The sequence below is a fragment of the Apibacter raozihei genome, from assembly GCF_004014855.1.
In the GTDB taxonomy this organism is placed as follows: domain Bacteria; phylum Bacteroidota; class Bacteroidia; order Flavobacteriales; family Weeksellaceae; genus Apibacter; species Apibacter raozihei.
Map to the genome: position 1 here is coordinate 3,035,271 of NZ_CP034930.1, position 12,259 is coordinate 3,047,529.

A 12,259-nucleotide genomic window follows, 5' to 3' on the forward strand; every position below is an offset into this window, starting at 1 on the left:
GCAAAATGTACTTTTGCTGAATTAAGCCGGAATTTATGAAGCACATTACTATAAAAGATATAGCTAAAGAACTTAAAATATCTATTTCTACAGTATCGAGAGCTTTAACCAACGATAAGAATATTCGAAAGGAAACCAAAAAAAGAGTTTTGGATACAGCAGAAAAACTCGGCTATATGCGCAATCCGGTAGCTATTAATTTAAAAACGGGACGTTCTAATACTGTAGGGGTTATAGTTCCGGAAATTGATACTCCTTTTTATGCACAGATTATTGAAGGTATTCAAAATGTGCTCTATAAAAAAGGTCTTAAAGTTATAATTGCCTACTCTGGTGAAAATCCGGATAGAGAGAAAGAAAACCTTCTTCTGATGGAAAGTTTTATGGTCGATGGTATCATTATAGGCATTTGTCATAAAGATAAAAATAAAAACGAATTTCAACGGTTGATAAATAAGGGTATTCCTTTAGTATTTTATGACCGTATTCCTACGGATATTGACGTTACAAAAGTAATTGCTGATGATTATGTTAAATCATTTTTATTAACAGAACACTTGATTCGAAAAGGAGCGAAAAAAATAGCTCATATTATGGCTCCTGAATATATGCAAAGTTCGTATGTAAGATGGAAAGGGTATAAAGATTCTTTAGAAAAATTCGGAATTCCATATGATTCCGATCTGGTTATCACTTGTACCGGGATGCATTTTAAAGATGGGATTAAAGCAGCCCAATCATTAATATCTAAAAAAATATCTTTTGATGCTGTTTATGTTTATACGGATTTGATAGCCATTGGAGTAATGAAATATTTGCAGAATGAAGGTTTTAATATTCCTAAAGACGTAGCAATTGCGGGTTTTTCCGGAACCTTACTATCTGAAATGGTGTCTCCTCCCTTAACAACTGTAGAACTTCCTTTATTGCAAATGGGAAAAGTCGCTGCAGAGTTAATTCTGGAAAAAATAAAAAATCCTGAGAAAGAAAATCAAACCTTGATTCTTGATGCTGAGATAAAACTGAGAGCCTCAACAGAAGGTTAATTAATGAATGAGTGACCCCGGAGAGGCTCGAACTCTCGACCCACTGATTAAGAGTCAGTTGCTCTACCAACTGAGCTACGGAGTCTTAAAAACAAAAAGCCTGAGCAAGTGCTCAAGCATTTAGTGACCTGGCTGGGGCTCGAACCCAGGACCCCAACATTAAAAGTGTTGTGCTCTACCAACTGAGCTACCAGGTCATTTGTCTTTAATAATTGTACAACCTACCATTTGTATAAAAATACAAATAGTAAGTGACCTGGCTGGGGCTCGAACCCAGGACCCCAACATTAAAAGTGTTGTGCTCTACCAACTGAGCTACCAGGTCTTAATTTATTTAGTGTTATTGTCGCTATTTCTGTTTAGCGAGTGCAAATATAGTTACTTTTTTTTTGTATCCAAATAATATCATAAAAAAATCTCATATTTGTAAAAAAAATTACATTATGATTATTTCCTTAACTGGTTACATGGGGAGCGGTAAATCCACTATTGGAAAGAGTTTATCTAAAATAACAAATTTAAAATTCATTGATCTGGATGAGTATGTTATTTTTAGAGAAAACATGTCCGTTAAAGATATTTTTTCTAAAAAAGGTGAAATTTATTTTAGAAAAGCTGAACATTTATATTTAAAAGAACTTTTATCTCAGGACAATTTTATACTTAGTCTGGGAGGAGGAACTCCTGCTTATCATAATAACATGGACTTGATTAATGATAAAAGTATTTCCTTTTATTTAAAAATGACACCTGTAGAATTAGCCGAAAGACTCATTAAGGAAAAAAATCACAGACCCCTTATTGCCCATCTGAATGAAGAAAATATTAAAGAATTTATAGCCAAACATCTTTTTGAACGCTCTGTATTTTATGAAAAAGCTATCCATAAAATTAATAATAACAATAAATCGGTTTCTGAAATTTGTACTGAAATTTTAGATCTTCTATCGTAAACTCTCAATTGTAAAAGAAAAAATTTTATTCATCTTCCCATCCGTATTCATCAGTGGTATAATCTTCCAAATCTCTCCGATCCTTTTTAGTAGGCCTACCCAGACCTCTCTGTCGATAATAGTTTTGTGCCTGCATTCGGGTTTTCATTTCTTCAACCTGTTCCGGATCTGTCAAATCTTTTACGTATAAAGAAACTAATTTTGCTCCCAACCTGCTGGCAGGAATCTGAATTACCTGCATTTTATAATCAATCTGATTCTTTCTTATTGTATAAATTTCCCCAATATTCACTTCCTTGGAAGGCTTTAAAACATTTTCACCTAAAGAAACTCTGTTTTTTTTACATTCGTCTGTTGCTAGTGCACGGGTTTTGTAAAACCTAACACACCATAAAAATTTATCTATTCTCATATCATCTAAAAAAATTTATCAATTTTAAATTAAATTGTAAATTAGCACCTAATTTAAATATTTTTATTCACATGATTAAAAAATTTCTTTTATTGGGTGTTATCAGTTTATTTACCGTGCTAACTTCATGCAGCAGTGATGATGATAAAACGAAGACTCTTACTATTGATGAGCAGAATGCTGCGGATGATGCATCCATTGTAAATTTTTTAGATAATTATTATTTTGATGATTTGGGAAAAGTTACCAAGTTTACTGAAACCGTAACTTCTAAAGATAAAGATCCTTTACGTAAAAACGCTAAAAAGGATGCTTCCGGTTTCTGGTATGTTCCTAATCCGGCTGTAACTTCAGCCAGCGGAACTAAACCTAATGGGTCTAACAATATTCTACTTCATTATACTTTGAATTACTATGTAGCTTCTGAAGGAGGTAACGGATATTCCAGCCAAACAACAGCATCCAGCTCTATTGACGGTTTGGGTATTGCTCAACAAAATCCAAGCTTTTACAAAAAACCTTCGACTGATACTACCAATGTTGAGAGTTATTATGTAATTAAAGGAATTGTTGATGGACTCAAGTATTTCTCTCCAACTAATAAAAGTAAAAATGATCCTTACGATGTATTACAAGGGGTTATTATTGTTCCTTCCCGATTAGCTTACGCACGAAACTCTAATTACATGAGCCTGAGTAATGCTACTTTTGTTTTAAATTTTGAACTTTATAAAGTGTGCGCTGAAGGCGTAACCTGCGAGTAATTATAAAAGGGATTATTTATTTATATGATATAAATCATATAAATAACTTTTTTCCAACAGTAGACAATTGGTCGTTTCGGATACGGAACATTTAATCCAGACGGAGCAAAACATAATGATGATGATTTTTTTGGATTAAACTTTAACGATATTAACTTAGGGGTTAAGTATGTTTTTTAATATTTACCACTTTAAAATAAAAAAAGAGGCTTCTTTTAAGCCTCTTTTTTTATTCTTTTCTAATATAGATTTGCGGGTTATAGTTATCCGGATATTTTGCCATCTCAGGTTTATAAAAACCTTCAATTTCATTAAAAACTTCTTCTACTGTTTTGTCACCTATATGAATAACTTTAGATATACCTGCAATTTTATTTTTGTAATCAGCATAAGCAAGTACTACCGGCACACCTGCTCTTTTAGCTATAAAATAAAACCCTTTTTTCCATTCTTTTGCCCGAGAACGTGTACCTTCCGGAGTATTTATCAATGACATGGATTCTGATTTTTTAATTAACGCTGCCGAGTAATCAACTAAATTATTATGCTGACCTCTGTTAACTCCAATACATCCTAATTCTTTGAAAATAAAACCAAACCACGGCTTAGTATAAGCATCTTTAATCATAATTCGGTATGGTATTCCCATAGACCAAAAGCATGCAAGACAATAATAAAAATCCCAATTGGTTGTATGTGGGGCACATACTAAGACACTTTTTTTAAAATCGTTTACTGGAATACTGCACTCGAATTTCCAGCCAGCAATCCATAACATAAACCTTCCTATAATTTTTTTCATTTATAATTTTTAAATTAAAAAAGTTCAGCTATATACGATAACTGAACTTGCAAATTTATATATTTTATTTTATTTATTAATCAGCCAAATATAGCCATTATCCAATCCACAACGACTAAAACAATTTTAAATATAACTTGTACCATAATTATCTGTTTAGGTTTTATTATTTTTTTGAACGAATTTTTATACCATCTCTATTAATTGAGATGTTAGTTTCTGATTGTGAATCTGAAATTTCATTTTCAAATTCGGAACAATTAATACATTCCAGATTATCATCAGCAAATTTAAAAACTTTATTTGATAAATTATCATTGATTATAAAAATATTATGCTCATCATGCTCATTATAAATAACTTTTTTTACATTATGAGTTTTTAAATATTTATTTTTAGGCAGAAATAAAACAAGTTCTATTTGTTGTTCTCTGAACTTAGCATTTTTAGGAAGTAAAAAATATGAATCCAGGTTTAATACATTATTATTTGAGTTATAGTTATATGAAATTTCTGAAAGATTTTTCAATGCTTGTGCTTCTGTTTTTCCAGAAGCTGAATTTATAATTTGTATGTAGGCATTTGAGTCATTACTTTGTCTGATTTCCAATTTATTAGATAATTTCTTTTTAATATTCTGTGAAGTAAATACAATTCCTTTAATAGAGTTCACATTAAATCGCCTGTTATGCATATAGGGAGAAGTAAAATCCGTTGAATTCATAGTTACAGTTAGAGTGTCCGATGGTAAATTCAAAACGTATTTGTTTGCTCGTTCTACATTGCTTGAATAATTACTTACTAAAAATGAGAAGGCAAAAACAGGTGTTATAATCAGCGATGTAAGCCATATAAAAAGTAAAGTTATTGATGCAGCCATATTTAACTTTATTATTTTTTTTCTTGTTATCAATCTTAGTCCGAATAATATCAAATAAAAACAAGAGATAACTATAAATAAGCCACATAAAATAATCATAGTGTATAACTGCCAAGGTGAATCAAACACAAAATCCATGAGATGATAAGGACTATTACTTTCATAAATATCGGACAAGGTTCCGATGATATATGCAAATAATAATAAAAAGCCTATCAGCAAACATATCACCCCCGCAATCATGGAAATTATGTTGACTATCAGTTTAAATAAAGTTTCTAAAAAATGTCCTATTCCATTGCTTGCTTTTGAAATATTATTTTTAATTTTCCCTGATTGCTCAACTAGTTCTTCTTTATTAACATATTCTTTAATTGAATCAAAGTTAATCGGCTTTCCTTTCATTTTCAATTTATCTGAAGTTGTTTTGGCCTTAGGTATTACTATTAAAAGAACAATATATCCTAATATAATAGTTGGCACCAGTCCTTCAGATAGCCACCCTGAGAAAAATAATAATAAAACCATCGCTAATCGTAACCAAATGGGCTGGATTCCAAAAAAATGGGAGATCCCGCTACAAACTCCTCCTATAATTTTATCATTAACATCTCTAAATAATTGTCTCTGATAAAATTTACCTTTTTCTGCATGATCTGAATTTTGTTCTTTACTGGAAGTGTTTGAGTAGTCGGTACCTTCATCTTCTGAATTGTATTGTTCGGGTGTCCCCATAATACTAATCATTTTATCTACATCTATATCATCTATAACTTGTCTATGAATACCTAACCATTCAGTAAATAATTCAGCAATACGTGTTTCTACATCTTTCAATATTTCTTCAGTTTCATCCTCTGCCGTATTCAAAGAATTTTTCACTTCAATTAAATATTGATGTAGTTTACTATAAGCATCTTCTTCAATAAAAAAAGATCTGCCACCTAAACTTATTGATATTGATTTATTCATGATTTTTTGTATCTGTACTTTTAGTTATAATATTTACTGAGTGGGTTAATTCTCCCCAAGTCTGAGCTAATTCTTTTAAAAAATTTTCACCTTTGGGAGTAATTGCATAATACTTTCTTGGAGGACCTGAAGTGGATTCTTCCCAACGATAAGTTAAAAATTCAGCATTTTTAAGCCTGGTTAAAAGTGGATAGAGTGTACCTTCTACAACGATAAGCTGCCCTTTTTTAAGCGCATCAATCAAGTCAGATACGTAAGCATCGCCTCTTTTTATAATGCTTAGAATACAATATTCTAAAACACCTTTACGCATCTGGGCCTTAATATTTTCAGTGTTCATTTAAAACTTTTAATTAAATAATACAGCAAATATAGTTATTATTTAGTATTATGCAATACAAAGTACTATTTTTTTTTACTATTATTTTAAAATTAATATTCATACTTTTGTAACAATTATTAAAAAATACTTTATCTATTAATTATGTCTTCTCCTTTAGTCTCTGTTATTATGGCTGCTTATAATGCAGAAAAATTCATTTCTGAATCTATTGAATCTGTAATGAATCAATCGTACACTGACTGGGAATTAATTATAATAAATGACGGATCTTCCGATTCTACAAAAAAAATAGCTGAATCTTTTTGTTTAATTGATTCTAGAATCCAACTTATTAATAATGAGCAAAACATGTTTGTTATTAAATCACGCAATCTTGGTATTGAAAAGGCAAAGGGAAAATATATTGCTATTTTGGATTCCGATGATGTTGCACTTCCGGAAAGACTTGAAAAACAAGTCAATTATATGGAAACTCATCAGGACGTTTTTTTATTAGGTGGAACTGTAGTATTTATTAATGAAAAAAATGATTTTTTATTTGATTATCATTATCCTACAGAATGGTTAGATATAAAAAAAGGAATTTTAAAAAAGAACTTAATGCCTCATTCAGCATCTTTTTTTAAAAATATAGGTTATAGATATCGTGAAAAAATGTTTTATTGCGAAGATTATGATTTTGCTTTAAATGCTGCCTCTAAAAATTTTATAATTAACAATCTTAATGATAAACTGATTAAATACAGAACTACACAAGGATCTCTTTCTAGACAAAATAATCAACTTATTCAGTGGCTTTTTTTAAACAAAACCCGTGAGTTTTATAAAGAAAGATTAAAAAATAAAATAGATTCCTATAATACATTTAATCCTGAGGAATTTTTAAATATTTATGATTTGGATTATTATATAAATAAACAGGATCTCATAAAATCTTTTAAAATATCTATTTATGCTAAAAATTTAAACGACCTTACTTTTTTATTAAAAAAATATAAAAAATTTCACTCATCATCTCTTATTTACTTATTTTACTACAATATTTCAAAAAATAAAAATATTTTTAGTTTTTTAAATTTTTTATATTCTAAAATTTAATTTATGGATATTCTTATAAAATCATTTAACAGACCATATTATTTGGATAGATGCTTATTTAGCATTTATAAAAACATCAAAGGTTTTAAAAATATAAAAATTCTAGATGACGGCACTCCTGAAAAATATTTAAAAAAAATATTAATTAAATATCCGGAAGTCATTATAATTAAGTCAGAAACTTATTTAAAGAAAAATAAAGCTATTGAAGAAAACCTTAAAACAGGGAAGGAAATTAACGGTTTTGAAATTCCTTCTAAGTTATGGATAGATTCTGTTAAAAATAGTTCCAATTATTTTATTATTACTGAAGATGATGTTTGGTTTACAAAATCAATTAACGTAGATCTTCTTTCAAAAATAATGAAAGATAAAAATATTTCGCTACTTAAGTTGGGATGGTTAGGAAAGAAAAATAAAAAGAATGAATCCATGACAATAGCTGATGATGTTTTAGCGAATCAAATCGACTTATTTACTGCTCCTTACTTTATAATGAATATGTATTTTTTTAATAAATACAAATTTTTTAGCCTGCTTTATAAACTACGATTTGTTAATAATGAAAGTATCGGAAAATACTGGGAGTTAAACTCTATACTCATGGGAATGTATAAAAAAGAATACTGGCTTAAAATATGGCAAAATAACAATGGGAAAGTAAATGAAATTCGACAATTGCTCAACGCTTCTATGTACTATCGAAAGCATAAAAATAATAAAAACTTAATCTGCCAGCTTAAAACTGAGGCTATGCAAACAACATTTGTTTCTTCTTCAACTAATTCATACCATTCTTACGGTTTTAATTTTGATGTAAATATTTTTAATCATATTATTAATGAAAAGTGGTATTGCGACAATTTTAATCCAATTGAAAATTATCCTAATGATTTTTCAGAAACTTATATTACCAGTTTTCTAGATGAAGCACAAAACCCAAAAGCAAAATCAGATGAATGGAAAAAATGGGCTGAAAAATTTAAAGATCAATATAGGGTACAAGGATGTGAAGTAGACAATAATTAATCAGCATTTATTTATTTATCTTTTTTATGTTTTGATTAATATATTCCCATTCTTCAGGGGTAATTTGGTCAAAAATATTAAATTCTCCAGCACCTTGAAGCCATTCTCCTCCATCGATTGTTACAACTTCACCGTTTATAAATGAAGAATAATCTGAAATAAGAAAAGCTGCTAAATTGGACAATTCCTGATGTTCGCCTACTCTTTTCAATGGGTTTTTACTAGTTAAATCAAATTTTTCTTTTAAATGCCCAGGTAATAACCGTTCCCAGGCTCCTTTAGTGGGAAAAGGACCCGGAGCAATCGCATTAAACCTTATCTTGTATTTCCCCCATTCCACAGCCAAAGAACGTGTCATTGCTAGAACTCCTGCTTTAGCCATTGCTGATGGGACAACATAACCAGAACCTGTCCATGAGTAGGTAGTTACAATACTCAACACGGTACCTGGCAAGTTATTCTTAATCCAATATTTACCTATTGCCAACGTACAATTTTTACTACCTTTTAATACAATATCAATTATTATATCAAAAGCCCTGGATGATAATCTCTCAGTCGGAGAAATAAAGTTTCCAGCAGCGTTATTTACTAAGATATCAATTTTACCCAAATGATCAATTACAAAGTCAACCATAGTTTCAACAGCCTCATATTCTCTAACATCCAAAGCATAAGTAAGAATTTCACCCTGCTCACATTCAGTTCTTAATTGCTGAGCAGTTTCATTTAATTTATCTGAATTTCTGGAAACAATGACTACTTTAGCTCCCAATGTAAGAAAATATTGTGTCATGGATTTTCCCAAGCCCGTTCCTCCTCCCGTAACTATAACCACTTTACCTTCAAGTGTTCCGGGCATCATCATTCCTTGATTATAGTTCATCATTTATATGTTTTGTTTATAGTAAATATAAAAAAAATAAGCAGTGATACTGCTTATTTTTCCATTTTTATTTTATTAAAAATTAATTTTCATCTTCCTCTTCGTACTTATCAATTTCGGCATCGCAAAAATCAAAAGCTTGCTGAAGTAATTCGTTTACCTCATTGGTAACATCTTCTTCTTCTCCTTCCAATTGATCGAACCATTCTACTTCTTCTTCCTCTACGTTTAAAATAAAACGAGGATATTCTGTGTGTACTACAAACAAGTCATCAGGAAAGTTAGAGTTGTCTGCAATTAAAAATTTTGGTAATTCCATTTTCTATTTAAATTTAAATTTAATCGTCTAATAAATCTTTTAGCTTAATCAGTTCTGCCTTAACCGCTTGTAAACGGGTAATAATTTCTATTTTTTTTGATATATTTGATTGAGTACTCAATACGGTTCTTGCCCCATCTAAAGTATACCCTTTTTCCTTAACCAAATGATAAATAAGTCTCAGATTTTTTATATCTTCCGGTGTAAAAAATCTATCTCCTTTTTTATTTTTTTTTGGAGCAATTATATCAAACTCCTTCTCCCAGAATCTTATAAGAGAAGTATTTACCTGAAAAGCCTGTGCGACTTCTCCAATTGAGTAATACAATTTTTCAGGAAGTTGGATATTCATGATTCAAATCTATGATATTTTATTTACTTAATAAAAAATAATTGGCGAAGTAATTTAAATCTTTATATTTGTAAGTGATTGGTGTTTATCTGTTTTTATTTTCAAACAATATAAACTTAAAGGGAAATCCGGTGTAAATCCGGAACAGGCCCGCTACTGTAATCTCGCTATGTAATTTCAGAGATGTATTGAATCCATATTCATATACAATTCTTTTAAATGGGGAAAGTCAGAAAACCTGCCAAATCTATCGAAATATAGTTTTATAAGCTTTCGAGGAACAAAGCTGTAAACAATTTAAGTAATATTAAAATGTATTGCTTTTGCTGTTTATTCACTTATTCCAAGCTGCAAATTTATATTTCATAAATATAGCTAATTACGAATGAACAGGAATAACAACATATTATTTTCCATAACCTTAATTTTTATTTCCACTTTTCTTTTTTCCCAGAATATTACTGATTCTGAAGAAAAAGACATTTCTGAGATTATTATTGAAGGAAAGAAACAAAATGATAATATAATTCCATATCAAAAGTTGTCCGGTAAAGAATTGGAAAAACTTAACAGCGTTACTGTTGCTGATGCTATCCGATTTTTTTCAGGTGTACAGTTAAAGGATTACGGAGGTATTGGCGGCATGAAAACGGTTAATATAAGAGGAATGGGTAGCCAGCACGTAGGTGTGTTTTATGACGGAATTCAGTTAGGTAATGCCCAGAACGGAACTGTTGATTTAGGAAAATTTTCATTAGACAATCTGGAATCCATTTCGTTGTACAATGGTCAGAAAAGTCAAATTCTTCAGACAGCTAAAGACTATAGTACTGCAGGAAGTATTTACTTAAAAAGTAAAAAGCCTGATTTTAAAATAAATAAAAAAACTAATTTAATAGTTAGCTATCGATCAGGTTCATTTTCACTTGTAAATCCTTCATTTATATGGGAGCAAAAAATTTCACCTTTTATTAGTACCTCTCTAAGTATTGACTTTCTCAATTCAAGCGGAAAATATAAATTTCGTCAGACTATGAGGACCTCAGGAGGTGCTATCGCTTGGGATACCACTGCAATCCGAAAAAATGGAAACATAAATGCGATAAGAGCAGAGGCAGGTATATTTGGAAATATTTACCGCGGAAAATGGAATTTTAAAAGCTATTATTATGACTCTGAAAGAGGCATTCCTACGGCTATTGTTAAAAACGTATATGAAAAAAAACAAAAACAGTGGGATACAAATTTTTTCATTCAGGGTTCTTTTGAAAAAGAAATAACTGATAAATACAAACTACTCCTAAACAGCAAATTTGCATATGACTATACTCATTATCTTAGCAATGATGAGTCTACTAAATACATAAATAATATTTATAAGCAAAAAGAATTTTATTTTTCACTAGCTCAAAAATATTCTTTATTACCATTTTGGGATTTAGGATTATCCGCAGACTATCAATATAACTCTCTGGATGCTAATCTTTACCAATTTGCTTACCCGGAAAGAAACACAGAACTTGTAGCACTGGCTAGTAATATTCAATTAAAACGCCTGAAATTTCAGGCCAGTGTTTTAGGAACATTTATTCAGGAAAAAATAAATAATAAATTATCTACACAGGCTTCACCTGATAAAAATGAATTTACTCCTACTCTTTTTCTTAGTTATAAGCCTTTTATCAAGAGTGATTTTACACTTCATGGCTTTTATAAGAGAATATTCAGGGCACCTACTTTTAATGATCTATACTATACAGAAATCGGTACTTCTAATTTAAAACCAGAATATACAACACAGTATGATTTCGGAATTAATTACAGTCAGGACTTTTCTTCCTCTGTAGTCAAAAATTGGGGATTTTCTGCCGATATCTATTATAATGAAGTCAGAGATAAAATTATTGCATTGGCTATACAGCCTTTCAGGTGGTCTATGATCAATTTAGGTGAAACTCGTATTAAAGGTATAGAAATATCTACCCAGGCATCGGTATTATTTCAGAAAGAGATGTTGATTAATCTGAAAGCAGTTTATACTTATGAAGATGCACAGGATGTTACATCACCTAAAGATAGTTATTATAAAAATCAAATTCCATATATACCATGGAACAGTGGCAGCTTATTGGCTGGGCTGATATTTAAAAAATGGGATTTAAATTACAGTTTTATATACACCGGTGAAAGATACAATATGTCTGCTAATATTCCAGATAATTACGAAAAAGAATGGTATACCCATGATTTATCTCTATCTCATACCATTCAAGCCAGTCATTTTAAGTTTAAAATAGCGGCTGAAGTTAATAATATTTTCGATAGACAGTATTATGTTATAAGAAATTATCCTATGCCTGGAAGAAATTACAGGCTTTCATTACGTATAAATTTATAAATTAA

General features: G+C 30.1%; 13 protein-coding genes, 3 tRNA genes and 1 riboswitch. Of the genes, 6 read left to right on the top strand and 10 right to left on the bottom strand.

Annotation, left to right across the window (positions count from 1 at the left end; all coding sequences use genetic code 11):
- Positions 1–35 precede the first annotated feature (35 nt).
- Positions 36–1,046 (top strand): LacI family DNA-binding transcriptional regulator, encoded by a 1,011-nt coding sequence (locus EOV51_RS13485; RefSeq protein WP_128153056.1) that lies wholly within the window; start codon positions 36–38, stop codon positions 1,044–1,046.
- A gap of 12 nt (positions 1,047–1,058) precedes the next feature.
- On the opposite strand, the gene EOV51_RS13490 is transcribed toward EOV51_RS13485, so the two are convergent.
- From EOV51_RS13490 to EOV51_RS13500, 3 genes are all read right to left on the bottom strand, one after another.
- Positions 1,059–1,131, bottom strand: a tRNA-Lys gene (locus EOV51_RS13490).
- A gap of 39 nt (positions 1,132–1,170) precedes the next feature.
- Positions 1,171–1,243, bottom strand: a tRNA-Lys gene (locus tag EOV51_RS13495).
- Positions 1,244–1,298: 55 nt separating this feature from the next.
- A tRNA-Lys gene (locus tag EOV51_RS13500) sits at positions 1,299–1,371 on the bottom strand.
- Positions 1,372–1,489: 118 nt separating this feature from the next.
- Between EOV51_RS13500 and EOV51_RS13505 the strand changes: the two genes are divergently transcribed.
- On the top strand, positions 1,490–1,999 hold the full coding sequence (locus tag EOV51_RS13505) for a shikimate kinase (protein WP_128153057.1): 510 nt from the start codon (positions 1,490–1,492) through the stop codon (positions 1,997–1,999).
- Positions 2,000–2,024: 25 nt separating this feature from the next.
- On the opposite strand, the gene EOV51_RS13510 is transcribed toward EOV51_RS13505, so the two are convergent.
- Entirely contained in the window at positions 2,025–2,411 is a 387-nt protein-coding gene (locus EOV51_RS13510) for an RNA-binding S4 domain-containing protein (protein WP_128153058.1), read from the bottom strand.
- A gap of 71 nt (positions 2,412–2,482) precedes the next feature.
- On the opposite strand from EOV51_RS13510, the gene EOV51_RS13515 reads away from it, so the two are divergent.
- Positions 2,483–3,175 (top strand): hypothetical protein, encoded by a 693-nt coding sequence (locus EOV51_RS13515; RefSeq protein WP_128153059.1) that lies wholly within the window; start codon positions 2,483–2,485, stop codon positions 3,173–3,175.
- A 229-nt stretch (positions 3,176–3,404) separates the two neighbouring features.
- Here the strand turns inward: EOV51_RS13515 and EOV51_RS13520 are convergent, their stop codons facing one another.
- From EOV51_RS13520 to EOV51_RS13530, 3 genes are all read right to left on the bottom strand, one after another.
- Positions 3,405–3,977: a 1-acyl-sn-glycerol-3-phosphate acyltransferase gene (locus EOV51_RS13520; RefSeq protein WP_128153060.1), complete on the bottom strand. Its 573-nt coding sequence runs from the start codon at positions 3,975–3,977 to the stop codon at positions 3,405–3,407.
- A 166-nt stretch (positions 3,978–4,143) separates the two neighbouring features.
- Positions 4,144–5,829, bottom strand: a complete 1,686-nt coding sequence (locus tag EOV51_RS13525; RefSeq protein ID WP_128153061.1) for a PspC domain-containing protein — start codon at positions 5,827–5,829, stop codon at positions 4,144–4,146.
- Complete coding sequence (locus EOV51_RS13530) at positions 5,822–6,169, bottom strand: PadR family transcriptional regulator (protein WP_128153062.1); 348 nt, start codon at positions 6,167–6,169, stop codon at positions 5,822–5,824. Before EOV51_RS13530 ends, EOV51_RS13525 begins: the two co-directional genes overlap by 8 nt.
- 144 nt (positions 6,170–6,313) lie before the next feature.
- Here EOV51_RS13530 and EOV51_RS13535 point away from each other — a divergent pair, with 144 nt between their 5' ends.
- On the top strand, positions 6,314–7,270 hold the full coding sequence (locus EOV51_RS13535) for a glycosyltransferase family 2 protein (RefSeq protein WP_128153063.1): 957 nt from the start codon (positions 6,314–6,316) through the stop codon (positions 7,268–7,270).
- A gap of 3 nt (positions 7,271–7,273) precedes the next feature.
- A complete protein-coding gene (locus tag EOV51_RS13540) occupies positions 7,274–8,299 on the top strand; it encodes a glycosyltransferase family 2 protein (protein ID WP_128153064.1) in 1,026 nt (341 codons plus the stop codon).
- Between the two features lie 7 nt (positions 8,300–8,306).
- Here the strand turns inward: EOV51_RS13540 and EOV51_RS13545 are convergent, their stop codons facing one another.
- From EOV51_RS13545 to EOV51_RS13555, 3 genes are all read right to left on the bottom strand, one after another.
- Positions 8,307–9,185 (bottom strand): SDR family oxidoreductase, encoded by an 879-nt coding sequence (locus EOV51_RS13545; protein ID WP_128153354.1) that lies wholly within the window; start codon positions 9,183–9,185, stop codon positions 8,307–8,309.
- A gap of 82 nt (positions 9,186–9,267) precedes the next feature.
- Positions 9,268–9,504, bottom strand: coding sequence for a hypothetical protein (locus tag EOV51_RS13550; protein WP_128153065.1), 237 nt, complete (start codon positions 9,502–9,504; stop codon positions 9,268–9,270).
- Between the two features lie 19 nt (positions 9,505–9,523).
- Positions 9,524–9,856 carry a MerR family transcriptional regulator gene (locus EOV51_RS13555; RefSeq protein ID WP_128153066.1) on the bottom strand — a complete coding sequence of 111 codons (333 nt, stop codon included), beginning with the start codon at positions 9,854–9,856 and terminating at the stop codon, positions 9,524–9,526.
- Between the two features lie 62 nt (positions 9,857–9,918).
- A riboswitch (cobalamin riboswitch) is annotated at positions 9,919–10,116 on the top strand.
- Between the two features lie 125 nt (positions 10,117–10,241).
- Between EOV51_RS13555 and EOV51_RS13560 the strand changes: the two genes are divergently transcribed.
- Positions 10,242–12,254: a TonB-dependent receptor gene (locus EOV51_RS13560; RefSeq protein WP_128153067.1), complete on the top strand. Its 2,013-nt coding sequence runs from the start codon at positions 10,242–10,244 to the stop codon at positions 12,252–12,254.
- The last annotated feature ends 5 nt before the right edge of the window (positions 12,255–12,259 follow it).

Coding starts and splice junctions, on each gene's coding strand:
- EOV51_RS13485 (WP_128153056.1), top strand. CDS start 36: ATGAAGCACATTACTATAAAAGATATAGCTAAAGAACTTAAAATATCT.
- EOV51_RS13505 (WP_128153057.1), top strand. CDS start 1,490: ATGATTATTTCCTTAACTGGTTACATGGGGAGCGGTAAATCCACTATT.
- EOV51_RS13510 (WP_128153058.1), bottom strand. CDS start 2,411: ATGAGAATAGATAAATTTTTATGGTGTGTTAGGTTTTACAAAACCCGT.
- EOV51_RS13515 (WP_128153059.1), top strand. CDS start 2,483: ATGATTAAAAAATTTCTTTTATTGGGTGTTATCAGTTTATTTACCGTG.
- EOV51_RS13520 (WP_128153060.1), bottom strand. CDS start 3,977: ATGAAAAAAATTATAGGAAGGTTTATGTTATGGATTGCTGGCTGGAAA.
- EOV51_RS13525 (WP_128153061.1), bottom strand. CDS start 5,829: ATGAATAAATCAATATCAATAAGTTTAGGTGGCAGATCTTTTTTTATT.
- EOV51_RS13530 (WP_128153062.1), bottom strand. CDS start 6,169: ATGAACACTGAAAATATTAAGGCCCAGATGCGTAAAGGTGTTTTAGAA.
- EOV51_RS13535 (WP_128153063.1), top strand. CDS start 6,314: ATGTCTTCTCCTTTAGTCTCTGTTATTATGGCTGCTTATAATGCAGAA.
- EOV51_RS13540 (WP_128153064.1), top strand. CDS start 7,274: ATGGATATTCTTATAAAATCATTTAACAGACCATATTATTTGGATAGA.
- EOV51_RS13545 (WP_128153354.1), bottom strand. CDS start 9,185: ATGAACTATAATCAAGGAATGATGATGCCCGGAACACTTGAAGGTAAA.
- EOV51_RS13550 (WP_128153065.1), bottom strand. CDS start 9,504: ATGGAATTACCAAAATTTTTAATTGCAGACAACTCTAACTTTCCTGAT.
- EOV51_RS13555 (WP_128153066.1), bottom strand. CDS start 9,856: ATGAATATCCAACTTCCTGAAAAATTGTATTACTCAATTGGAGAAGTC.
- EOV51_RS13560 (WP_128153067.1), top strand. CDS start 10,242: ATGAACAGGAATAACAACATATTATTTTCCATAACCTTAATTTTTATT.